The organism is Yoonia sp. 208BN28-4 (genome assembly GCF_037543925.1).
Classification (GTDB): domain Bacteria; phylum Pseudomonadota; class Alphaproteobacteria; order Rhodobacterales; family Rhodobacteraceae; genus Yoonia.
On sequence record NZ_JBBIFY010000003.1, the window covers coordinates 380,667 to 403,221 of the forward strand.

The 22,555-nt window shown below is 57.8% G+C and carries 23 protein-coding genes and 4 tRNA genes; 20 read left to right on the forward strand and 7 right to left on the reverse strand.

The features are described from left to right. Window position 1: 1 nt before the first annotated feature. Genes V8J84_RS11970 through V8J84_RS11980 form a run of 3 tightly spaced genes read right to left on the reverse strand, consistent with a single transcriptional unit; the run spans window position 2 to window position 1,063 of the window. On the reverse strand, window positions 2–298 hold the full coding sequence (locus V8J84_RS11970; protein WP_339931416.1) for a TfoX/Sxy family protein: 297 nt from the start codon (window positions 296–298) through the stop codon (window positions 2–4). Beyond that, the gene (locus V8J84_RS11975; RefSeq protein ID WP_339931418.1) at window positions 295–657 is read right to left on the reverse strand and encodes a HesB/IscA family protein; all 363 of its coding nucleotides are present in this window, start codon (window positions 655–657) and stop codon (window positions 295–297) included. Before V8J84_RS11975 ends, V8J84_RS11970 begins: the two co-directional genes overlap by 4 nt. A gap of 43 nt (window positions 658–700) precedes the next feature. Beyond that, window positions 701–1,063: an SUF system Fe-S cluster assembly protein gene (locus V8J84_RS11980; RefSeq protein ID WP_339931420.1), complete on the reverse strand. Its 363-nt coding sequence runs from the start codon at window positions 1,061–1,063 to the stop codon at window positions 701–703. Between the two features lie 185 nt (window positions 1,064–1,248). Here V8J84_RS11980 and tgt point away from each other — a divergent pair, with 185 nt between their 5' ends. From tgt to V8J84_RS12045, 13 genes are all read left to right on the forward strand, one after another. Continuing rightward, a complete protein-coding gene (tgt, locus tag V8J84_RS11985; protein WP_339931422.1) occupies window positions 1,249–2,376 on the forward strand; it encodes a tRNA guanosine(34) transglycosylase Tgt in 1,128 nt (375 codons plus the stop codon). An 80-nt stretch (window positions 2,377–2,456) separates the two neighbouring features. After that, the gene (locus V8J84_RS11990; protein ID WP_339931424.1) at window positions 2,457–3,230 is read left to right on the forward strand and encodes a hypothetical protein; all 774 of its coding nucleotides are present in this window, start codon (window positions 2,457–2,459) and stop codon (window positions 3,228–3,230) included. 118 nt (window positions 3,231–3,348) lie between these two features. Next, on the forward strand, window positions 3,349–3,930 hold the full coding sequence (locus V8J84_RS11995; protein ID WP_339931426.1) for a hypothetical protein: 582 nt from the start codon (window positions 3,349–3,351) through the stop codon (window positions 3,928–3,930). Between the two features lie 71 nt (window positions 3,931–4,001). Further along, window positions 4,002–4,574, forward strand: a complete 573-nt coding sequence (locus V8J84_RS12000; RefSeq protein WP_339931428.1) for a hypothetical protein — start codon at window positions 4,002–4,004, stop codon at window positions 4,572–4,574. Window positions 4,575–4,829: 255 nt separating this feature from the next. Beyond that, the gene (gene lon, locus V8J84_RS12005) at window positions 4,830–7,241 is read left to right on the forward strand and encodes an endopeptidase La (RefSeq protein WP_339931430.1); all 2,412 of its coding nucleotides are present in this window, start codon (window positions 4,830–4,832) and stop codon (window positions 7,239–7,241) included. 159 nt (window positions 7,242–7,400) lie between these two features. Beyond that, complete coding sequence (locus V8J84_RS12010) at window positions 7,401–7,817, forward strand: HU family DNA-binding protein (protein ID WP_339931432.1); 417 nt, start codon at window positions 7,401–7,403, stop codon at window positions 7,815–7,817. 53 nt (window positions 7,818–7,870) lie between these two features. Then, window positions 7,871–7,945, forward strand: a tRNA-Val gene (locus tag V8J84_RS12015). Window positions 7,946–7,996: 51 nt separating this feature from the next. Then, window positions 7,997–8,293 (forward strand): hypothetical protein, encoded by a 297-nt coding sequence (locus V8J84_RS12020; protein WP_339931434.1) that lies wholly within the window; start codon window positions 7,997–7,999, stop codon window positions 8,291–8,293. Further along, window positions 8,290–8,850, forward strand: a complete 561-nt coding sequence (locus V8J84_RS12025) for a histidine phosphatase family protein (RefSeq protein ID WP_339932050.1) — start codon at window positions 8,290–8,292, stop codon at window positions 8,848–8,850. Before V8J84_RS12020 ends, V8J84_RS12025 begins: the two co-directional genes overlap by 4 nt. Before the next feature lie 42 nt (window positions 8,851–8,892). Next, a tRNA-Val gene (locus V8J84_RS12030) sits at window positions 8,893–8,968 on the forward strand. 155 nt (window positions 8,969–9,123) lie between these two features. Then, window positions 9,124–10,062 (forward strand): pirin family protein, encoded by a 939-nt coding sequence (locus tag V8J84_RS12035; RefSeq protein ID WP_339931436.1) that lies wholly within the window; start codon window positions 9,124–9,126, stop codon window positions 10,060–10,062. Window positions 10,063–10,208: 146 nt separating this feature from the next. Beyond that, a tRNA-Asp gene (locus V8J84_RS12040) sits at window positions 10,209–10,285 on the forward strand. Window positions 10,286–10,321: 36 nt separating this feature from the next. Further along, window positions 10,322–10,398: transfer RNA gene (locus V8J84_RS12045), tRNA-Asp, on the forward strand. A 108-nt stretch (window positions 10,399–10,506) separates the two neighbouring features. Here V8J84_RS12045 and V8J84_RS12050 read toward each other — a convergent pair. Beyond that, window positions 10,507–11,466 carry a calcium/sodium antiporter gene (locus tag V8J84_RS12050; protein WP_445285976.1) on the reverse strand — a complete coding sequence of 320 codons (960 nt, stop codon included), beginning with the start codon at window positions 11,464–11,466 and terminating at the stop codon, window positions 10,507–10,509. A gap of 146 nt (window positions 11,467–11,612) precedes the next feature. After that, window positions 11,613–12,989, reverse strand: a complete 1,377-nt coding sequence (locus V8J84_RS12055) for a M20/M25/M40 family metallo-hydrolase (RefSeq protein WP_339931440.1) — start codon at window positions 12,987–12,989, stop codon at window positions 11,613–11,615. Window positions 12,990–13,188: 199 nt separating this feature from the next. On the opposite strand from V8J84_RS12055, the gene V8J84_RS12060 reads away from it, so the two are divergent. From V8J84_RS12060 to V8J84_RS12080, 5 genes are all read left to right on the forward strand, one after another. Beyond that, the gene (locus V8J84_RS12060) at window positions 13,189–13,770 is read left to right on the forward strand and encodes a cytochrome P460 family protein (protein WP_339931442.1); all 582 of its coding nucleotides are present in this window, start codon (window positions 13,189–13,191) and stop codon (window positions 13,768–13,770) included. Between the two features lie 258 nt (window positions 13,771–14,028). Further along, window positions 14,029–15,252 (forward strand): 5-aminolevulinate synthase, encoded by a 1,224-nt coding sequence (gene hemA, locus V8J84_RS12065; RefSeq protein ID WP_339931444.1) that lies wholly within the window; start codon window positions 14,029–14,031, stop codon window positions 15,250–15,252. A 113-nt stretch (window positions 15,253–15,365) separates the two neighbouring features. Next, window positions 15,366–16,562, forward strand: coding sequence for a helix-turn-helix domain-containing protein (locus tag V8J84_RS12070; RefSeq protein WP_339931446.1), 1,197 nt, complete (start codon window positions 15,366–15,368; stop codon window positions 16,560–16,562). Window positions 16,563–16,653: 91 nt separating this feature from the next. After that, entirely contained in the window at window positions 16,654–17,787 is a 1,134-nt protein-coding gene (gene ispG / locus V8J84_RS12075; protein ID WP_339931448.1) for a flavodoxin-dependent (E)-4-hydroxy-3-methylbut-2-enyl-diphosphate synthase, read from the forward strand. A 46-nt stretch (window positions 17,788–17,833) separates the two neighbouring features. After that, the gene (locus tag V8J84_RS12080; protein ID WP_339931450.1) at window positions 17,834–18,418 is read left to right on the forward strand and encodes a thermonuclease family protein; all 585 of its coding nucleotides are present in this window, start codon (window positions 17,834–17,836) and stop codon (window positions 18,416–18,418) included. A 36-nt stretch (window positions 18,419–18,454) separates the two neighbouring features. Here the strand turns inward: V8J84_RS12080 and V8J84_RS12085 are convergent, their stop codons facing one another. Together V8J84_RS12085 and V8J84_RS12090 are read right to left on the reverse strand one after the other, a co-directional pair. Continuing rightward, window positions 18,455–19,222: an MBL fold metallo-hydrolase gene (locus tag V8J84_RS12085; RefSeq protein WP_339931452.1), complete on the reverse strand. Its 768-nt coding sequence runs from the start codon at window positions 19,220–19,222 to the stop codon at window positions 18,455–18,457. Window positions 19,223–19,288: 66 nt separating this feature from the next. Continuing rightward, complete coding sequence (locus V8J84_RS12090) at window positions 19,289–20,029, reverse strand: DsbA family protein (RefSeq protein WP_339931454.1); 741 nt, start codon at window positions 20,027–20,029, stop codon at window positions 19,289–19,291. A 98-nt stretch (window positions 20,030–20,127) separates the two neighbouring features. On the opposite strand from V8J84_RS12090, the gene V8J84_RS12095 reads away from it, so the two are divergent. Next, on the forward strand, window positions 20,128–21,273 hold the full coding sequence (locus V8J84_RS12095; protein WP_339931456.1) for a pyridoxal phosphate-dependent aminotransferase: 1,146 nt from the start codon (window positions 20,128–20,130) through the stop codon (window positions 21,271–21,273). Next, on the forward strand, window positions 21,267–22,481 hold the full coding sequence (locus V8J84_RS12100; RefSeq protein ID WP_339931458.1) for an N-acetylmuramoyl-L-alanine amidase: 1,215 nt from the start codon (window positions 21,267–21,269) through the stop codon (window positions 22,479–22,481). Before V8J84_RS12095 ends, V8J84_RS12100 begins: the two co-directional genes overlap by 7 nt. Window positions 22,482–22,555: the final 74 nt, after the last annotated feature.

Below are 22,555 nucleotides of genomic sequence, written 5' to 3' on the forward strand. Positions count from 1 at the left end.
TTCAGAGCGTTTGCATGGTTTGGCGCGCCAGATCAGTCGCGACCTCGGGATCATCGAGCGCGTGATCGGGCAGGGACCAATAGGGCATGTTGTGAAATTGTGTGCTGCCATCATCGCGCAGCTGGTCCGACATCGGCGGCTGCGCCTTGAGGTAGATCTGCCCGTCGCTGCTGCACAGCGCGAAGATGTCACCTGCGTGATACAGGCAGATGCCGCCAAACATTTTGCGGTGGGTCAGGGCGCCGAGCGGGGCGAAAAGCTCTTTCGCGAAAGCGATATCGGCGTCTGTGATGCTCACTTCGCGGCGAGGGTTTCGTCGAATTTGATCGACTCGCCACAGCCGCAGGCATCAACCACGTTGGGATTACGGAACTTGAACCCTGCTTCGAGCAGGCTGACTTCGTAGTCGATCTCGGTGCCGAAAAGGAACATCTGCGCCATGGGTGCGATCATCACGCGGGCACCATCCTGTTCGACCACTTCGTCCATCGGATCAACCTCGGTCACGTAGTCCATGGTGTATTCCATGCCCGCGCAGCCGCCCTTTTTCACGCCGATGCGCAGACCCATATGGCCGTCCTTGGCCATAAGTTTCGCCACTTGTGCGGCGGCTTTGTCGGTGATGGTGACAGCTTGCTTTCCTGGGATGCCGAACATGCGTCTTACTCCTGATTGGAGGTTTTATACCAAAGGCGTGCGGCTACATAAAGCCCAGTTCCAGACGGGCCTCGTCGGACATCATTTCCATGCCCCATTGGGGTTCGAACACCATTTCGACGTCGACGTGTTTCACACCGGGCAGGGGTTCGACCGCATCGGCAACCCAACCGGGCATTTCGCCGGCAACCGGACAGCCTGGCGCTGTCAGTGTCATGATCACGTTCACCGCATTATCGTCTTTGATATCAATCGTGTAGATCAGGCCCAGATCGTAGATATTCACCGGAATTTCAGGATCATAGACGGACCGGATTGCCTGCACGACATCCTCGTATAAGGGATGGTCTGTGGTTGAGGGGGCAATCATCGGCGTGCCTTCAAGAGGGGGCGTGGCGTCGTTCATATCGGTGATCCTGCTATTCCTGACCAGTTATATAGGAATTGGCTGCGGTGGGGTAAAGGGGGCGCCAAAAGACGGGTATGATTTGCGTGCACCGGGCGTGCACTGCACGTGCACCGACAACGGCAGGATTGCGCGGCACGAACCGATACGGCATATGCCGATCTGTTGACGCAGGCGGTAACCACATGACCAAATTTAGTTTTACAAAGTCGGCTCAGGACGGAAAAGCACGGACGGGCGTGATCTCCACGCCGCGCGGTGATATTCGCACCCCTGCATTTATGCCTGTTGGCACAGCGGCCACGGTTAAGGCGATGATGCCGGAAAGCGTTGCCGCGACGGGTGCAGATATCCTGCTGGGCAACACCTATCACCTGATGTTGCGCCCCACGGCAGAGCGGATCGACCGCTTGGGCGGGCTGCATAAATTTATGAACTGGGACAAGCCGATCCTGACAGACAGCGGCGGCTTTCAGGTGATGAGCCTGTCGGACCTGCGCAAGCTGACCGAAGAGGGTGTGACGTTCAAAAGCCATATCGACGGGTCAAAGCATTTTCTGTCCCCCGAGACGTCGATGGAAATTCAGCGGCTGCTGGGGTCGGACATTGTGATGTGCTTTGACGAATGTCCTGCGCTGCCTGCGGACCGCACGCGATTGAATGACAGTATGCAGATGTCGATGCGGTGGGCTGCGCGGTCGCGTGAGGCGTTTGGTGATCGTCCCGGCCATGCGCTGTTTGGGATTCAGCAGGGTGGCTTGGAAGAGGATCTGCGCGAGGAGAGTGCCAAGGCTTTGGTTGATATCGGATTTGATGGCTATGCCGTTGGCGGGCTGGCCGTGGGTGAGGGGCAGGACGCGATGTTCTCTTGTCTTGATTTCGCGCCGGATCAGCTGCCTGAGGACAAGCCGCGCTATCTGATGGGTGTGGGCAAGCCTGACGACATTGTGGGCGCGGTGAAGCGTGGGATTGATATGATGGACTGCGTGCTGCCGTCGCGGTCAGGGCGCACGGGGCAGGTGTTTACCCGTCGCGGTGTGGTCAATATCAAGAACGCGCGGCACGCCGATGATCCGCGCCCCTTGGATGAAAACTGCGCATGCCCGGCCTGTTCAAATTATAGCCGCGCGTATCTGCATCATGTGTTCCGCAGTCAGGAAATGATCTCTGGCATGCTGCTGACCTGGCATAACCTGCGGTATTTTCAGGATATCATGGCGGGCATGCGGGAAGCGATTGCGGCGGGCACGTTTGCGGCTTGGGAGGCCGACTTTCATGCGGGCCGTGCGCAGGGCGATATCGAACCGCTCTGATCCCCCTTTCGCGGGGGATACCTGCCATTCCAGTGACGGCGGATAAGAGTGCCCAGCCCAATCCTATGACGGAGCATGACATGACGCGTGGACGAAATCGAAAGACCTTGGGGATCGTTTGCCTGATCGCAGGCCTCGCCGTCGCGCCCGCAATGGCCGAGGACGTGCCAACGCAGGATTTCTGGGATCATCCCGATCTGCGCGAACTTGGCTTTGACGAATATGCCGCAGTCGAGGCGTCGCTGGCGGCAAAACTAAAGGCGGTGCAGGACGGCACGCTTGATCAGGGCGAGATGATCGCGGACCTGACACCGAATGAATACCTGATCTTCACGTTCATGTTCCCCGATTGGGAAACCGAGACGTTTGATATCTGCAATCTGGGTGCTGCGGGACGGATACTCGGGTTGGAAGGTGATCTGGGCGGTGACGACTGGCAGATCACGATGACGCGCAATTATGTGACGCATAACGGCATTTTGCTCCCCAAGGATGATAACGAAACGACTATCCCCACATTGCCCGCCCGCTTGGATCGCAAGCGGGGCGGTTACGATCTATACATTGCATCACGCAAAGTGCCGGATGAGGTGCGGTGGCAGTCACCGGGAGATATCGGGCTTGATGTGACGGTGGACGAGGCGTTTGCGGGTGCCAGCACGTTGCGCGGCGAGATGGAACTGCTTGCCAATTGCGGGTTCGAAGATATGCCGACGATGATCTCTTACCGTGAGATGGATAACGGCTGGGATCAGACGATCATGTGGCCGCAAAGTCCCGATTACATCATCGGCATCACGCAATCACAGCGCCGCGATGCGTTGGCGACATATCATTTCCAGATGTCACGATAGGCCGGCGGCGCACTGCTCAAACCTCTGAAAAGGTGTGGAATCGCTGACTTGGCTGAAAGTGCCGCTTTTGACATGCTTGTTTTCGAAATTTTCGAGACGAGGAGATTTGATGATGTTTATGGGAACACGCACAGCTTTCGTTCTGGCGGCCGCCTTGTCAGGCAGCGCCGCTTTCGCACAGGACACATGGAACCCCTGCGGTCTTGATCCCGCGCAAATGGCACAAGAGGTTCGTGAGAACATCGCCGGCAGCTGGACCGTGAAAAACGGGCTGGGCATGTTCACCATCATGGGTGATGCGATGCCGATGCCGCCCGATGCAGATGCAGCCGCTGATTTTGTGCTCAAAGGCGACGAGCTTTGGGTCACGGATTGGGCCGAAGGATCGGACCGCGAATATCTGGTCCGAATTGGAGGCACAGACGGGGAGATCGCCGAGGCGTTTGATAAGCTCAATGCGTTTCCCACGATTTCGATCATTCCGGCCGAGGATGTGGCCACTGTGGCTGGCTGTACCCTTGCAGATGCGCCGCACCTGCAGCTGAGCGGGACATTGTCGATGGACGGCACCGTTCTTCAGTTTCAGGCTGATCTGATGGTGCTGGAAGAAAATCTGATGACCGGCGCCATGACGTTTCTGATGACCGGCGATTCCCCCGGATTTCTGGATGGCGTGCGACAAATCACGCTGAGACGCTAAGCAAAATCGTCGGGTAAGATGTGACCACCCGACGAACGAATGGACGATGCTACATTTTAAAAGGTTTTCCTATGCGCCCTGTTTTTTTATCCGCCCTGCCGGCACTTGGCCTTGCTGCATCTTCTGCGGCTGCTCTTGACGGTTGCAACATTGCGGCGTCGCAATACGCCAGCGTGGTCGAACCCGCCCTGATCGGGACGTGGTCGGCGATGCAGGGCGAAGGCATTTTGCAGGGCGGTGGGCAGGTGATCGGGTTTGATGCCGAGGACGCCCCGCCAGCCCAGGACGTGCAAATCTCGCAAATCGGCGGCGAGATGGTGCTGACGTTTCCAAATGGCCAAAGCCTGTATTTTGATGTGATGCGCAACACGGTTGGTGGCGATTACAGTATTGAGTTGGCCGAAGGGACGGGGCTTTCGGCTGTGATCGACGACCTGTGGGCGGGCAATGTGGCGTGTGATGAAAAGCAGCTCCCGCTCTTGAAGGTTGCAGGGCCAATGACGTCGGAAGACGGGGTTGTGATGGATATCAACGGGTGGCTGCATTTCATCGACGACACGACAATTTCGGGAACATGGCAATGGAATGCAACGGTGGAGGGCACCGATATGGTGATGCGGCATTTCCTCACACTGTCGCGCTAACGCGCGGGTGCGGGCCGACGCTTAATCAAATTGAGACAAAGTGTGCGTAAAAACACCTGCAAACGGGCTGTTTTACGCGACACGACGGCATTAGTGCGCTTGCGGCTGGTCGGTGAATTCGTCAAAGTTACTGCCAAGAAAAGGCAGTGTTGGTTGAAATAGCCAAAGCGCCGCCCAACTATAACAAACATGACAGGAAACAGGCCGCGTTGCCGCAAAGCGGGACCGGACTGTTGGCCAAAAAAGGAAAAGAGCATGCAAGAACGTCTCAGTTCATCTTACCCCGTCCTGCCGCTGCGCGACATCGTGGTTTTCCCCCACATGATCGTGCCGCTTTTTGTGGGTCGGGAAAAGTCTGTCCGCGCTTTGGAAGAAGTGATGAAGGACGACAAACAGATTTTGCTGTCCAGCCAGATTGATCCCGCAGAGGACGATCCAAAACAGGACGGTATCTATAAAGCCGGCGTGCTGGCCAATGTGCTGCAACTGCTGAAACTGCCCGATGGCACCGTGAAGGTGCTTGTCGAAGGACGCAGCCGTGTGCGCATCACCGAATTTGTGGACAACCCAGACTTCTTTGAAGCGGGCGCTGAATACCTGACCGAAATGCCGGGCAACGAAGAAGAGACAGAGGCGCTGACGCGGTCGGTCGCTACTGAATTCGAACGCTATGCCAAGGTCAAAAAGAACATCCCCGAAGAGGCGATGGCCGCTGTCAGCGACACTACAGAGCCTGCCAAACTGGCCGATCTGGTCGCCGGGCATCTGGGCATCGAAGTAAACCAGAAGCAGGAACTGCTTGAGACACTGTCCGTGTCCGAGCGTCTGGAAAAGGTCTACGGCCTGATGCAGGGCGAAATGTCTGTGCTGTCGGTTGAGAAAAAGATCAAAACCCGCGTGAAATCGCAGATGGAGCGGACCCAGCGCGAGTATTATCTGAACGAGCAGATGAAGGCCATTCAGAAGGAACTTGGCGATGGTGAGGACGGCCAGAACGAGGTCGCCGAACTGGAAGCCAAGATCGCCGAGACAAAGCTGTCCGACGAAGCCCGCGAAAAGGTGGATGCAGAGCTTAAAAAGCTCAAGAACATGTCGCCTATGTCCGCCGAGGCGACAGTTGTGCGCAACTATCTGGACTGGATTCTGGCTGTGCCGTGGGGCGTGAAGTCGCGCACCAAGAAGAACCTTAGTGCGGCGCAAAAGGTGCTGGATGACGACCACTATGGCCTTGAAAAGGTGAAAGAGCGGATCGTCGAGTATCTTGCCGTGCAACAGCGTTCCAAGAAGCTGAAAGGCCCGATCATGTGCCTTGTCGGCCCTCCGGGTGTGGGTAAAACCTCGCTGGGCAAGTCTGTTGCCAAAGCCACGGGGCGCGAGTTCATTCGCATCTCCTTGGGTGGTGTGCGGGATGAAAGCGAAATTCGCGGTCACCGCCGGACCTATATCGGCTCCATGCCCGGTAAGATCATTCAGGCGCTGAAAAAGGCGAAAACCACAAACCCGCTCATCCTGCTTGATGAGATCGACAAGATGGGTCAGGACTTCCGTGGTGATCCCGCCTCAGCGATGCTTGAGGTGCTTGATCCCGAACAGAACGGCACATTCGTCGATCACTACCTTGAGGTGGAATATGATCTGTCGAACGTGATGTTCCTGACAACGTCGAACTCTTACAACATGCCGGGGCCGCTTCTGGACCGGATGGAGATCATTTCGCTGTCGGGCTACACCGAGGACGAAAAGCGCGAGATCGCCCGCCAGCACCTGCTGCCCAAGGTCATGAAGAACCACGGCCTGAAGGACAAAGAGTTCAGCGTGTCCGATGATGCGCTGACGGCGATGGTGCGCGTTTACACCCGCGAGGCGGGCGTGCGTAACCTTGAGCGTGAGTTGGCGAAAGTGGCCCGTAAAGCGGTGACCAAGATCGTGAAGAAGGAACTGGATGTCGTTGAAGTGACAGCAGAAAACCTTTCTGACTATCTGGGCGTCGAAAAGCACCGCTTTGGTCTGGCCGAGGAAACCGATCAGGTCGGTGTTGTAACGGGTCTGGCATATACGTCTGTGGGTGGAGAGCTTTTGAACATCGAAGCGCTGCGCCTCCCGGGCAAGGGCCGGATGAAGACCACCGGTAAGCTGGGTGACGTGATGAAGGAAAGCATCGACGCGGCATCAAGCTACGTGCGGTCTATCGCGCCCGAGATCGGAGTGAAGCCGCCGAAGTTCGACAAGATCGACATCCACGTGCACGTTCCTGATGGTGCCACGCCGAAAGACGGACCAAGTGCCGGTCTGGCCATGGTGACGTCGATTGTGTCGGTGCTGACGGGTATTCCGGTGCGCAAGGACATCGCCATGACAGGCGAGGTGTCGTTGCGGGGTAACGCCATGCCAATCGGCGGATTGAAGGAAAAGCTTTTGGCGGCACTGCGGGGCGGGATCACCACGGTTCTGATCCCCAAGGATAACGCCAAAGACCTGCCCGACATTCCCGACAACGTCAAAGCGGGCCTGACGATCATTCCGGTAGAACACGTGTCAGAAGTGCTGGAGCACGCATTGACTGCCAAGCCGGAACCGATTGAGTGGGACGAAGCCGCAGAAGAAGCCGCCGCCGCGAAGGCCGCGCTTTCAAAGGGCGGTGACACGGCCGGTGCCGTGACCCACTAACGTCAAACAAGCGTAAGAAACGAAGGGGGCGTCACACAGGTGGCGCCCTTTTTGCGTGTAGCGGCACCATATCAGACGAAAAACCGCACGTTGATGCCATAGTTGACTGGCAAGGTGCTGCAAAAGCGATAAGCTGAACGCAACGCAAAGAGGTACAAGATGGCAGGCAAAAAGACAGACGACGACGGCACGGTCAAGCTCAGCGCGGTCAAGCCGGCAAAGGACGCGGGACCGGTTGCAAAGGTTGTCGCAGCGCCAAAGGCCGCTGTGGTCAAACCGGTCATCGTTGCCGGATCCGATAGCGGGCAGGGTGCTGCATCCGCAGGTGGGGCCGCCAAGGGGCGTGTGATCAAAAAGCAGGACTTTTTCGAACGCATCCTGAAACGCGGCGATATGAAGAAAAACCAGATCAAGCCGGGCGTGGAAGCAGCACTCGAGGTCATCAGCGATGCGCTTCTTGCCGGAGAAGAATTGCACTTGCCGCCCTTGGGCAAACTGAAAGTGCAGAACGTCAAAGATGTGGGCGGCGGTGCAAAAGCGCTGACGCTAAAACTGCGGACGCCAAAAGAGTTCTGATCGCGCAAAGGGGGCTTGCGGTGGTCTGGTGTGGGCGCTAAATCCACGCTGACGGGTGATTAGCTCAGTGGTAGAGCGCTTCGTTCACATCGAAGATGTCAGGAGTTCAAATCTCTTATCACCCACCATTTTTCCAAGGCGTGCCCATCGGCGCGCCTTTTTCATATGATCGGATCGCAATGGATCGTGCGGCATTGGAAGCAAACTGGCTGGCCCTGACCAAAACGGCCTTGCCGCAGGCCGCCAAGGGGCGCGACTGGCCTGTGCAACTTGATCATTGCTTTCAGCGCATCTGTCTGGATCATGCCTGTGGCGGGTGCTGGTACGACACAATCACCGACCGTCCAGCCTACAAAAAAGCGCCTGACGATATTCTGACGCGTGCGGTGCAGTTGGCACAGGATATTCTGGCCGACCACAGCGATCTGCACGCCCTGAACCGGCAATCCCTGATCTGGAGAGGCAAAGCCACATAATGTTTCCCGAGCTTTACATCCTGCGCCACGGCGAGACGACGTGGAACGCTGAAAACCGCATGCAAGGCGAGTTGAATTCGCCGTTAACGCCAAAAGGCGAGATGCAGGCCGCGCGGCAGTTCGAGATTTTGCGCACGCGGGCTTTGGACGGCTTTACCTTCCTGTGCAGCCCGCAAGGGCGTGCGTTTCAGACTGCCGCGATTGCCTGCGCGCCGTTCGCGACGACGATCCGCACGGATGATCGATTGCGTGAAATTGGTGTCGGGGACTGGTCGGGTCGTCTGCGCGACGAACTGCCGATGCCAGAAGGCAAAGACCCGTTCATGGCGCAGTATGAGATTGCACCAAATGGCGAAGGTTTCGCCGCGCTAGAGGATCGCTGCCACGCGTTTCTGGCCGATCTACAAGGCCCCTCCGTGCTGATTACCCATGGCATCACAAGCCGGATGATCCGCTCGATCGTGGGCGGCGAGGCGGCGATTTCCACGCCGACGCTGCATGGCGGTCAGGGTTGCGTCTATCATCTGCAAAATGGTGTGCAAAACTTGCTCACCTAAGGCTTGCACCGCCTCGCGGATTGCCCTAAACGACGCGTCATCGGGTGATTAGCTCAGTTGGTAGAGCGCTTCCTTTACACGGAAGATGTCGGGAGTTCGAGCCTCTCATCACCCACCATGCTTCCTTTAGATGTTGATGTTGGAATGTCCGATCGCGGGCGTTTGCGCTTTCGTGCGGTCACGCCGCCGTCAGCGCACAGATCCTCTGCGTGGCTACGGCGTTCTCATTTCCGCGCAACGGCTTATGTTAAGGTCTAACGTAGGAGACACATCATGAGCTGGAACCCCGCACTCGACCCCGATTGTCCAAAAGGCGATGCCGTGGATGCGATTGAAACCGTGATCGTGCCCCGTGCGCGCGATCTGGGCGGGTTCGAGGTGCGTCGCGCGTTGCCAGCGCCCAAGCGGCAGATGGTCGGGCCGTTCATTTTCTTTGACCAAATGGGGCCAGCCGAATTTCTGACGGGGCAGGGGATTGATGTGCGTCCGCACCCGCATATTGGCCTCGCGACGGTCACGTATTTGATGAAAGGGACCATCCATCACCGCGACAGCCTTGGCACGGATCAATGGATCGCGCCGGGTGCGGTTAATCTGATGACAGCGGGTCATGGAATCACCCACTCCGAACGGACAGACGGAGAGATTCGCAACACGCCGCACAGCCTGTTGGGTATCCAGACATGGATGGCCCTGCCAAAGGATGCCGAAGATGATCCTGCCGACTTTGTCCATATTCCAAAAGGTGATTTGCCGCTGCTTGAGGGCGAGGGCAAACAGGTCCGCCTGATCCTTGGGGATGCTTATGGCGAACGCGCCCCGGCTGAAACCGCGTCAGAGATGTTCTACCTGGATGCGCAGCTTGATCCGGGGGCAAAGCTGCCGCTGCCCGACAATCACGAAGACCGTGGGGCCTATGTCATGGACGGTGCCGTTACGATTGCGGGCGATACGTTTGAGGCTGGTCGGATGATGGTGTTCCGCCCCGGTGATCGTGTGTCAATGACTGCGGGCGAAGAGGGCGCGCGGGTGCTGCTTCTGGGCGGTGCCACGCTGGAAGGATCGCGTCACATCTGGTGGAATTTTGTAGCGTCGTCCAAGGAGCGGATTGATGCGGCAAAAGAGGCTTGGCGCGCGGGCGATTGGGCGCACGGGCGTTTTCAGTTGCCGCCGGGCGATGATGAGGAATTTATCCCGCTTCCAGACCGTTGAAACGGTGCCCGACCGCGGCAAAATCACGGCGGGATCAAGGTAGTTTTGCCTGATCGTGATTTTTCGCGTGTGGACCGCTTGACGCAGGTTATGCGCCCGCATAGAAGCCTCACACGTTCCGCCAAACAGCGGGAAATTGTAGATGCGCGGTTGTAGCTCAGTTGGTTAGAGTACCGGCCTGTCACGCCGGGGGTCGCGGGTTCGAGCCCCGTCAACCGCGCCACTACAAAGTTCCTGATCCGGCGGCATGTGAAAGTGCGCGGTTGTAGCTCAGTTGGTTAGAGTACCGGCCTGTCACGCCGGGGGTCGCGGGTTCGAGCCCCGTCAACCGCGCCACTTTTCTTTCTCCACATGCAGTGTTCACCGAGTGATACCTTTTCGGCGTACAGCTGGATCAAGCCCATATTTCTAGTGTTCGGCGACACAACGAATGGTTGCCAAGCGTCATTGCGCCGCGAAAACATAGATGCCGTAGCCGAGTAACATCATCATACCAATTCCGCGCCCGATCTGTGAACGTGTTAGCAAAAGGCCTATCAAGACGCCTGACGCACCAATCATGACCGGCAAATCGAACGTCAAGAAACGTGCAGTAACGGGTATGGGGGCGATCAGGGCTGTCACACCCAAAATTCCTAACACGTTGAAAATATTGGACCCGATTACGTTGCCGATTGCGATATCCGACTGGCGACGAAACGCGGCGATAAGTGACGTTGCAAGTTCGGGCAACGAGGTCCCGACGGCCACAATAGTCAGCCCGATGAACGCCTCAGACACGCCAAAACTCCGCGCCGCAGACACGGCGCCATCAACCAGGAACTGCGCTCCAAACATCAGTGCCGTAAGGCCAAATGCGACCCAAAACAGTGAAATTCCCATTGGAGATTGCTTGTCTGTGCTTTGAACGTCCACCGCGTCCTGCCGCGACATCTTGAAGGTCCAAACCAAGTAGGCAGTTAATCCGCCGACAAGAATGAGACCAGCCAAACGACCGACTTCGCCCAACGCAAAAAGCGGTGCCAGCAACAATGCTGATGCCGCCATAAATCTTAAGTCACGTCGCAAAGCGGCAACTTTGACGCGGATAGGCCATACAAGGCAGGTCAGACCAACAATCAGCAAAATGTTTGCGATGTTTGAGCCAATGATGTTGCCAATTGCGATATCTGGAACGCCGCGTAAGGCGGCTTGCACTGAGACCAAGAGTTCGGGTGTTGACGTGCCGAAGCCGACAACAGTCAACCCAATGACAAGCGGCGAAATCGACAGTCGCTGCGCAATATTTACGCTTCCCCTAACAAGCGCTTCGCCACCAAAAAACAAACCGATCAAGCCGGTCACAATATACAGATAGTCCAAGGAATTCCCCCGACGCAGCGTGCTGCTACGTATGGTGTGCATATTGGCTTTGACGCGCGATGCGACAAGAATGCCTTGAGAATAATTTATTTTGAAAAGCAGCCATTGGCGAAAGCGCAGCGGATGTCCGCTATGTCCCGCAAAACAGTCATCCACCCGTCATTGAACGTCGGTCTTGACGCGCGCCGTCAGTCTTTCGACAAAGCCGCTAAAATCCGCGCCCATGAGCGGATGCCTTTGTGGAAGCTCGACAGGTCGTACTTTTCGTTTGGGGAATGGATCGCGTCGTCGTCTTTGCCGAAGCCGATCAGCATTGCGTCCATGTCCAGTACGGTCTTGAAATGGCCCGCGATGGGGATGGAGCCGCCGCAGCCGACATAGGCCGCAGCGTTGGGCCATTCGTCTGACAGCGCGGCAGAGGCTTTGGCGAAAGCGGGGTTTTCGGTGGACATCTGGCCAGCGGCACTCGCGCCGTGGTCGCTGAATTCCACCGTGCAGTCGTCAGGGACCAATGAGCGGACCATCGCGCGGAAGTTGTCGCGGATGGCCAGCGGGTCTTGGGTGCCGACAAGGCGGAAGCTGATCTTAGCCGATGCTTTGGATGGCAGCACGGTTTTGAAACCGTCGCCGGTATAGCCCGAGATCATGCCGTTCACCTCGCAGGTGGGGCGGGACCAGATCATCTCAAGCGGGCGGCGGCCAACTTCGCCTGCGGGGATCGACAGGCCGACTTCGCCAAGGAAATTCTCATGGTCGAATTTCAGGTCGTCCCAGCTTGCGGCCAGTTCGTTGGACAGCTCCGGCACGCCGTCGTAGAAATCCGGCACGGTGATGCGGCCTTGGTCGTCGTGCAGGGAGGCGATAATTTTGGCCAATACCCGCGCGGGGTTCATCGCGATGCCGCCGTACATGCCAGAGTGCAGGTCGAGCGAGGGGCCGGTGATCGTGATCTCTTCGCCCAAAAGCCCGCGTAGCTGTGTGATGATCGCAGGCGTGCTGTCACCGTAAAGGCCGGTGTCACAGATCAGCGCCACGTCAGCGGTCAGTTCCTCTGCGTTGTCCTGCATGAAGGGGACCAGCGAGGGCGAGCCTGATTCTTCTTCGCCTTCGAAAAAGATCGAGATTTTCGCGGGCAGAGTGCCGTGCACGGCCTTCCACGCGCGGCAAGCCTCGACGAATGTCATCAGTTGGCCCTTGTCGTCGGATGAACCGCGACCACGGATGACCTTGCCCTTGGCGGTGTCTTCGATCTGGGGATCAAAGGGGTCGCGATCCCATAGATCAAGCGGATCAACGGGTTGCACGTCATAGTGTCCGTAGAATAACACGTGCGGCCCGTCGCCTTCGCCGTGTGCGACGACCATCGGATGACCGGGTGTGGGGCGTTTGGATGCGGCAAGTCCGATGCTTTCCAGATCAGCGACCAGCCAGTCGGCGGCGGCATCGCAATGTTCTTTATACGCCGGATCGGTCGAGATGGACGGAATGCGCAGCAGATCGAGCAGGCGTTCCGTGGCAGCAGGCAAATCGGCATCGATACGGGCGAGGACGGGATCAAGGGACATGAGGCGGGCCTTATGAAGGAATGGGTGTTCGCATCATACTGCGGGCAATCGGGGGCGGGGTGCAATCAGTTGGTAAGGTCAAGCAGCTACATTCCGCAGTAATCCTCTCCATTTCGTGAGAGGGCGTGTGTATCTATGACAGAATGTCGCAGCTAAGGTGCAGGCAATCAAACCAAGATCCAAGAGGGATGGAGACACCATGAAAATGATGATGACAGGCGTGGCTGCGGCGCTGGTAATGATGGCGGGCGCTGCAAGTGCACAAGACAGCTGTAATTTCACCGACGATCCTTATGACTTTGATCAGGCGCAGGTGGATGCACTTTATGAATGTGTCAGCGCCGATCTGGAAGAACGCTATGGCCGCGAAGGCCACGAGGTTGGCAGCGTCTACCGCACATGGGGGGCCACGGCGACAGGGCCGTTCCTGCCCGGTCCGCATGGTGACCGCTTCCTGAACACATTTGCAAACGACATCGCCTTTGAGACCTATGTGCAATACGGCTATGGCGAGGATTTCAGCATGCCTGTGGGCTCTGTGCTGGCCAAGGAAAGCTATAAGCTGCGCAATAACGGCAACCCGCGCCCCGGTCCGCTATTCATCATGACCAAGGTCGCCGAGGGCGAGGCGGATGAGTATGGCAACTGGGTTTATTCCGGCGTGCAGCCTAACGGGAAAACCATGGGCGTGAACCAAGCCTTTTGTCACGACTGCCATCAGGCTTTCGCCGATCAGGACAGCATGGGCTACCCCGCGCCAGAAGTGCGCCTGAACCAGTAGAATCGCTGTGTTCGCGGCCCTGCCGTGCGCCAAGGGATGACCCCAAGCATCCCGCAGCGCCACGGTGGGGCTGACATGTTGTCAGGACACAAATTTCTTGATCTGCATCAAGGCAGTGACAACGGGTGAGGCATATTGTCCGTTGAAACCCCATCCGTTGTTGCCCGCGCGCAGATCGGACTATATGAGGTTTAGAAATATTCTAAGACCCTTGCGACATCTGCTGTGTGCAAGGGGACGACTGCGAAGGAATGCCACGTGAACTATGACGCTCAGCTCGATCAGGCGATCAACCGTTTGCATGAAGAGGGGCGCTACCGCACCTTTATCAACATCGAACGGACGCGCGGACAGTTTCCGCATGCGGTCTGGACAAAGCCGGATGGCAATCAGGCACCAGTGACGGTTTGGTGCGGCAACGATTATCTGGGCATGGGCCAGCAGCAGGTCGTGATGGACGCCATGCACGAGGCGATTGCGGCCACAGGTGCAGGATCGGGCGGCACGCGCAACATTTCCGGCACAACGGTCTATCATAAACGGCTTGAGGCTGAACTGGCAGATTTGCACCGCAAGGAAGAGGCGCTGCTGTTCACGTCGGCCTATATCGCAAATGACGCCACACTTTCCACACTGCCAAAGCTGTTTCCGGGCTTGATCATTTATTCAGATGCGCTGAACCACGCTTCGATGATCGAAGGTGTGCGCCGCAACGGCGGTGCGAAGCGTATCTTCCGTCACAACGACGTTGCCCACCTGCGTGAACTGCTGGAAGCAGACGATCCGAATGTGCCAAAGGTCATCGCCTTTGAGTCGATCTATTCCATGGACGGCGATTTCGGCCCACTGGAAGAGATTTGCGATCTGGCACAGGAATTTGGCGCGCTGACCTATCTGGACGAAGTGCACGCAGTAGGCATGTATGGTCCACGCGGCGGCGGTGTTGCTGAACGTGACGGCCTGATGGGGCGGATCGATATCATCAACGGCACGCTGGCCAAGGCTTACGGCGTGATGGGCGGCTATATCGCCGCATCTGCCAAGATGTGCGACGCGATCCGGTCTTATGCGCCGGGCTTCATCTTTACCACGTCGTTGCCGCCAGCGGTTGCAGCGGGGGCGGCCGCTTCGGTCGCGCACCTCAAGACAGCACAGCACTTGCGCGACGAACATCAGACGCAAGCGGGTATCCTGAAGCTGCGGCTTAAGGGGTTGGGTCTGCCGATCATTGACCACGGCAGCCACATCGTTCCGCTGATCGTCGGCGATCCGGTCCACACGCAAAAGCTGTCTGATATGCTGCTGTCGGACCACGGAATTTACGTGCAACCGATCAATTTCCCGACCGTGCCACGCGGCACGGAGCGTCTGCGCTTTACCCCGTCGCCGGTCCACGGTCCGCGCGAGATGGACGCGCTGGTTTCCGCGTTGGACACGCTATGGTCCCATTGTGCGCTGAATCGTGCCGAACTTGCGGGTTAATCTGTTTCTGCGGATGCAAACATTGTCGTGATGTGTTAGCAATTCGTTAGACGATGTAGTGACGTCGAATCGCGATGCACTACATCTGGGGACTTAAGGCGACGGGACAGCCAATGATTGTGCGAGGCTTCAGGCGAGCGAAAGCGACTGAGGAAGTCGAATCCAACGGATTCGACGCCTTCGAGTTGCGCCTTGGCGACCTGATGCGCGGTGAGCGTGCGACCATGGGAAAGAGCCTTTTGGACGTGCAGCGCGAGCTGAAAATCAAGGCGGCCTATATCGCGGCCATCGAAAACTCCGATCCGACAGCCTTTGACACGCCCGGCTTTATTGCGGGTTATGTGCGGTCCTATGCGCGTTATCTGAACATGGACCCCGATTGGGCGTTTGACACGTTCTGCCGTGAAAGCGGCTTTGCCACGGCCCACGGGATGTCCGCTGCCGCATCTGCCGCCAAACCAGTGCGCGTGGATATGGGTCCGATTGGGAGCAAAGACATCTTCTCAGGCTCGGCCACGCCGTTTGTTCCGGCAGGCGACAGCATGTTCGGGCGGGTTGAGCCCGGTGCGGTTGGATCGCTTTTGGTGCTGGTGGCCCTGATTGGCGGCCTTGGCTACGGCGGCTGGACCGTCTTGCAAGAGGTGCAGCGGGTGCAGTTCGCGCCGGTTGAGCAAACACCAACAGTTGTTTCCGACATCGATCCGTTGGCTGGTGCGACCGCATCGCAAACCGCGACAGATGATGTGGCAGGCTTTGTCGCGCCGTCGACAGAGGCTTTGGATCGTCTTTATCGCCCGCAGGCGCTTGATGTGCCTGTGCTGGTGTCGCGTGATGGCCCTATCGCCAGCCTGAACCCCGGCACATTTGGCGCCGTGGTGCCTGAAACCGACTTGACCACTGCTTTGGCAGACGCCGGTGTTGTGGCGCCCGCCATCGAAGCCCAGACACCAGCCATCCAAGTGCTGGAAGGCCCCGTGCCAGAGGTCCAGCTTGTCGCGGCCAGTGCGGCCTGGGTCCGCGTGCGCGCGGCTGATGGCGCTGTGATCTTTGAAGGGATCATGGAAGAAGGCGATACGTTTGCGCTGCCAGCCACTGAAGAAGCACCAACCCTGCGTGTTGGTGAAAGCGGCGGCATCTACTTTTCGGTCAACGGGCAGATGCACGGGCCTGCCGGTCCACGCGGGTCGGTCACATCGAACCTTGAATTGTCTGCCGCCAACCTTAGCGGTAACTTCCCGACGGCCAATCCATTTGGCGACGCGGCACCGGCTGTGCCGACAAACGTCGCGCAAGTGCAAGCCGACCAGTAATTCTTTCCCATGTGCGCTGAAACGGCCCGTTGCCCCCGTGCGACGGGGTGCTTAGGTTATGGGCAACTGACAGATCAAAGGCTTCCTCTTCATGTCGCTCAATCATATTCGCCCGTGGCGCAACATCTATCGCCGTGAAAGCCGCCAGATCATGGTGGGCAGTGTGCCTGTTGGTGGTGGCGCGCCGATCTCTGTGCAGACGATGACAAATACGCTGACGACAGATGTGAAGGCCACGATCGCACAGATTAATGCCGCGTCTGATGCTGGTGCCGATATCGTGCGTGTGTCTGTGCCGGATGAGGCGTCTTCAAAAGCGCTCAAAGAGATTGTGCCAGAGGTTTCGGTGCCTTTGGTCGCCGATATCCATTTCCACTACAAACGCGGGATTGAGGCGGCAGAGGCGGGTGCGGCGTGTCTGCGGATCAATCCGGGCAACATCGGTGACGAAAAGCGCGTGAAAGAGGTCATCAAGGCCGCGCGGGATCACAACTGTTCGATCCGCATTGGCGTGAACGCAGGGTCGCTTGAAAAGCACCTGCTGGACAAATATGGCGAGCCAACCCCTGACGCGATGGTCGAAAGCGGGCTGGATCACATCAAAATCTTGCAGGACAACGATTTCCACGAGTTCAAAATTTCCTGCAAAGCGTCTGACGTCTTTATGGCGGCGGCAGCTTACCAGAAACTGGCCGATGCCACTGACGCGCCGATCCACCTTGGAATTACCGAGGCGGGCGGCCTGATTTCCGGCACCGTGAAATCCGCTATTGGCATGGGCAACCTGCTGTGGATGGGGATCGGCGACACCATTCGTGTATCGCTGTCCGCTGATCCGGTGGAAGAGGTGAAGATGGGATTTGAAATTCTCAAATCCCTTGGCCTGCGGCACCGTGGTGTGAACATCATTTCCTGCCCGTCCTGCGCACGGCAGGGCTTTGACGTGATCAAAACGGTCGAAAAGCTGGAACAGCGTCTGGAGCACATCAAGACGCCCATGTCGCTGTCGATCATTGGCTGCGTGGTCAACGGACCGGGTGAGGCGCTGATGACCGACGTCGGCTTTACAGGCGGCGGTGCGGGGTCGGGGATGGTCTATCTGGCTGGCAAGCAAAGCCACAAGCTCAACAACGACGAGATGGTCGATCACATCGTGGAGCAGGTCGAGAAAAAGGCCGCCGAACTGGATGCGGCCAAGGCAGACGAGACGCAAGCGGCGGAGTAGTCCGACACTGTTGGCTGAAACTAGCATGATGCTTGTAGGGTGATCTATGGAACTGGGTGTTCTTATCCTTGTTGCTGTAATCGTTTGGTTATGCTGGCCGAAAACAAGACCGAGCGAACCTCTATCAAGCCCACCACGGAAAACCGCGCAGCCGTCCCGTCGCCCAAAACCGCAAGTTCGTCCGAAGAAACCTGCCATCGCCAGAGGGCATCAGCTTAAGGGCTTAGCTTACGTTATAGATGGCGATTCACTTCGAATCAAAAAAACCGAAATCAGGCTGTTTGGCGTGGATGCGCCCGAGTTTCATCATCCGTTCGGTAAAATGGCAAAAAGCAAGCTTATCAAGCTGGTGAAAGGCCATGTCGTTTGCGCAGAGATTATTGATAGCGACGATCATAACCGATGCGTTGCGATTTGCTATCTCGCTGACGGACGAGATCTGTCGGCTGAGATGGTCAAAGCCAATCTCGCACTTGATTGGCCAAAGTTTTCGGGCGGTGCCTACAAACACTTGGAGCCGCCGGATGCGCGGCGCAGAATGTGGTTGGCGGACGCACGGCAGCGAGGACACATGCATGTGTGGGCGAAGTTTGATGCGCAAACAAAAAAGAAATCTCAAAAGTCGCAGTGACGTTTCTTTGATCACTGCGACGATTGAAACTTTAATTTAGCTATACCAGCCGCCCATTTTCGCGGCGATGCCATCGGCGAGCATTTCGGCGAACTCTTGTGGGTCTTGCGTGCCGTTGTCGCGCCCGCGGTAGTGGTAGGGGTAGACGTTTTTCGGCTCAAATTCGTTCACGGCAGAGGCGGCGGCTTCGGCGTCCATCGTGAACGGCAAGTTCATGCAGACAAAGGCCAGGTCGATGTTCTCAAGCGCGCGCATTTCGGGGATGTCTTCGGTATCGCCCGAAATGTAGATCCGCATTTCATCAACCTCGACCAGGTAGCCGTTGTCGCGTCCGACGGGGTGAAAATCGGTGCGGCCTTCGGTGATGTTGTAGGCGGGGATGGCGTAGACATCCAACTTGTTGAATTGTGTCGCGTCACCGTTGTCCAGTGATGTGGCGTTGGCCTGCATCGCCTCGGGCAGCATGCCGTAAACGGATGAATTGGCGATGATCGGCATGCCGTCTGTGACGACGGCATCAAGCAGGGCCTGATCGTAGTGATCGCCATGTTCGTGTGTGATCAGGATCATGTCGGGGGCCGGCTTGTCCGCATAGGCGGACGGATCGCCAACCGGATCAACCCAAACCGTGCCTTCGGGTGTGGTCATCACGAAAGAGGCGTGACTGATCGGGTGGATTGTCACTTCGCCATTGGCGGTCGGAAACGTGTCAGGCGCATGGCCGTCAGCGCGGGCGGTAAATGGCAGAACGGTCAGCGCTGTTGCAGCTGACGTCTGGACGAGGAATTGGCGGCGGTTGGGCATCGGGATACTCCTTAAGGGTCGTTGATCCCTTCAAGAAATAGCCCGACGATTACCTTTGTCGAAGTTTTAGCCCGCGTCAGCGCGGACCTGCGCGACAATCGCTTCCATTTGGGCCAGTGGCACATACCCACGGACCATCTGGTCCTCGAACACAAACGACGGCGTGCCGCTAATCTGAAGCTGCTGTCCCAACTGGCGGTTCTTTGCGATAATCTCGCTCACTTCGGGGCCTGCCATCAGGTCCGAAAGTGCCGCGTGGTCAAACCCGAAGGCACCGGACACTTGCGACAAAGACGCGTCAGACACATCGCCACGAAATTCGATCAGCGTGTCATGCACGGTCTTGTAGGTCTCGTCGCCTTCCATGAGTTGCACCGCAATGGCGTAGCGTGATGCCAGATCGGACTGCTCGCCAAGGATCGGGAACTCCTTGATAACATAGCGGATATTCGGGTCAGCGGCGAGAAGGGCGGTCACTTCCGGGTGGGCGCGTTTGCAGTAACCGCAGCGATAATCCATGAACTCAACGATGGTGATGTCGCCATCGGGATTGCCGCCAACAAAGGAGTGACCGTCGTCAAACAAGGCGGCTGCGTTGCGCGAAACCATGTCACTGTCGGCTTGTGCGGCGGCTGTCGCCTCGCGCTGTTCCAGCACGCCGATTGCCTCCATCAACACTTCGGGGTTTTCCATCAGGTATGCACGCACTTCAGCGCGGAACGCCGCACGTTCATCGGCGGTCATTTCTTGGGCGGCGGCAGGCAAGGCAAGCGCGGCACTGAATGCAAGGGCAAGACGGTAAGACATAAGGGGAAACTCGCTCTGGTGGCCGAAGTGGCGTCTGATGGATTGCACCCCGCGCACAGGCAGGGCAAAACCGTTGCAACAGGTATAAGGGACGGCGGATGCAAAGCTCAACCCGTGGGGATGTCGATCCCTTCATTGTGATGGATGTGATGGAGGCGGCACGACAGGCCGAGGCGCAGGGCCGTCACATAATTCATATGGAGGTCGGCCAGCCCGGCACTGGTGCGCCGCGCGACGCGGTTGCCAAGCTGCAGGCCGAGCTGGATCAGCCGCTTGGCTATACCGTGGGATTGGGGTTGCCTGAATTGCGCGCGCGGATCGCGCAGCACTACAAAGACTGGTATGATGTGGACATCGACGCAGGGCGCGTTGTGATAACCGCAGGCGCGTCCGGTGCATTCATTCTGGCGTTTAGTGCATTGTTTGATAACGATAATAAGGTTGGTTTGGGTGCGCCCTGCTATCCATCTTACCGCCAGATTCTTAAGGCGATGGGGCTAGAGGCGGTGACGATGCCAACGACGCTAGAGAACCGCTTTCAGCCGGTGCCGTCGGATGTTGTGGCGCATAATCTGGACGGTCTGATTGTGGCCTCACCTGCCAACCCCACCGGCACGATGCTGGATCACGCAGAGCTTGCCGCATTGGCGGAAGCCTGCGCAGACAACGGTACGGCGCTGATCTCGGACGAGATTTATCACGGGATCGGTTATGATCGGCGTGCCGTGTCCGCGCTTGAGGTGACCGACGATGTTTACGTGGTCAATTCGTTTTCAAAATACTTCTCTATGACCGGCTGGCGGGTGGGCTGGATGATTGTCCCCGAGGATCACGTTCGGACGGTCGAACGTCTGGCGCAAAATATGTTCATCTGCGCGCCACATGCGGCACAGCGTCTCGCCTTGCACGCCATCGGCGCGCCCGACGAACTTGAGGCAAATCTTGATGTCTATCGCGCTAACCGTGACATGATGATTGCGGGGCTGACGCAGGCGGGTTTTACAAAATTTGCACCGCCTGACGGGGCATTCTACATCTATGCCGATGTATCCGACTTTACCGATGACAGCCTGAGCTTCGCGTCAGAAGTGCTTGAAAAGGCGGGTGTGGCCGTGACCCCGGGTCTTGATTTTGATCCGGTTGACGGGGGCAAATGGCTGCGATTTTCATATGCGCGCGCCACCGCCGATATTGCCGAAGGATTGAAGCGATTGCAGACATTTATGGCAGAGCGCCAATGCTGAAGCGTGCTTTTGCCCTCGCAGCACTTATGGCGCTTCCCGCTGTCGCGCAGGATTTCAGCGGGCTGGCGCGGGTCGATATGGGGCAAAGCCAGATCGTGGACGCGGGGCGCAGCTTGCAGATTGACCTGCATCTCAGCCAGACCGTGCCGTATCGGGTTTTCACGTTGGATGAACCGCCGCGTCTGGTCGCAGACTTTCGCGAAGTGGACTGGACCGGGGTCAATCGCGCCGGCTTGGACAACGCCGATCTTGCGGAAGATGTGCGGTTTGGCGTGCTGCGCCCAGGCTGGTCGCGCCTTGTGATCGCCATGGCCGGACCGCTGGGTATCGCGCAGGCCGGAATGACGGTTGAGCCTGACAGCGGGGCGGCGCATCTGGCGATTATGCTTAATCCCGTCACTGAAGATGCATTCGCCGCCAACGCAGGGGCGCCGCAAACGCAAGGTTGGGGGCCGCTTGTGCCTGAAACGCCAGATCTGCCGGCGCCGGTGCCGGACGCGGACGGCACGCTGACCATCGTCATTGATCCCGGCCACGGCGGCATTGACCCCGGTGCCGTGACTCACACCGTGCACGAAGCTGATCTCATGCTGGCCCTTGGTATCGAAGTGGCTGACGCATTAAACCGTGCCGAGGGGTTTCGCGCCATCCTGACCCGTGATGCGGATGTTTTTGTGCCGCTTGAGGCGCGCATGTCGATCGCGCGGGCTGCGGCGGCGGATTTGTTTATTTCGTTGCATGCCGATGCGCTGGAAGAGGATGAGGCCGAGGGCGCGTCCGTTTACACGCTGAATGCTGAAGGCAGTGACCGCGCGTCGCAACGCATGGCTGAACGTCACGAAAGGGGTGATCTGCTGGCAGGATTGGACCTGACCGGACAGGACGACACGATTGCCGGCGTGTTGATGGACCTTGCGCGTGCCGAAACAGCACCACGGGGGCAGCGGTTTGCAGATACGCTGGTGGCGGGCCTTGAGGGCGCAGGGGCCAAACTGAATTCCCGCCCCAGACGTGAAGGGCGGCTGGCTGTTCTGAACGCGGCTGATTTTCCGTCGGTCCTTGTCGAAGTGGGGTTTTTGTCAAATGCGGATGACCGCGCGCTTTTGCAAACCGCCCAAGGCCGCGCGCGTATCGCAACCGGCATTGTGTCCGCGATCCAGACATGGGCGCTGGACGAGGCTGTGCGCGCGCCTTTCGTGCGCCAGTAGCGTGAAGTAAAATCTTCAAGAAGACGTGACATAAATCAGGGCAGATTTAGGCTGATCTGTGCCGATCCGCTTTT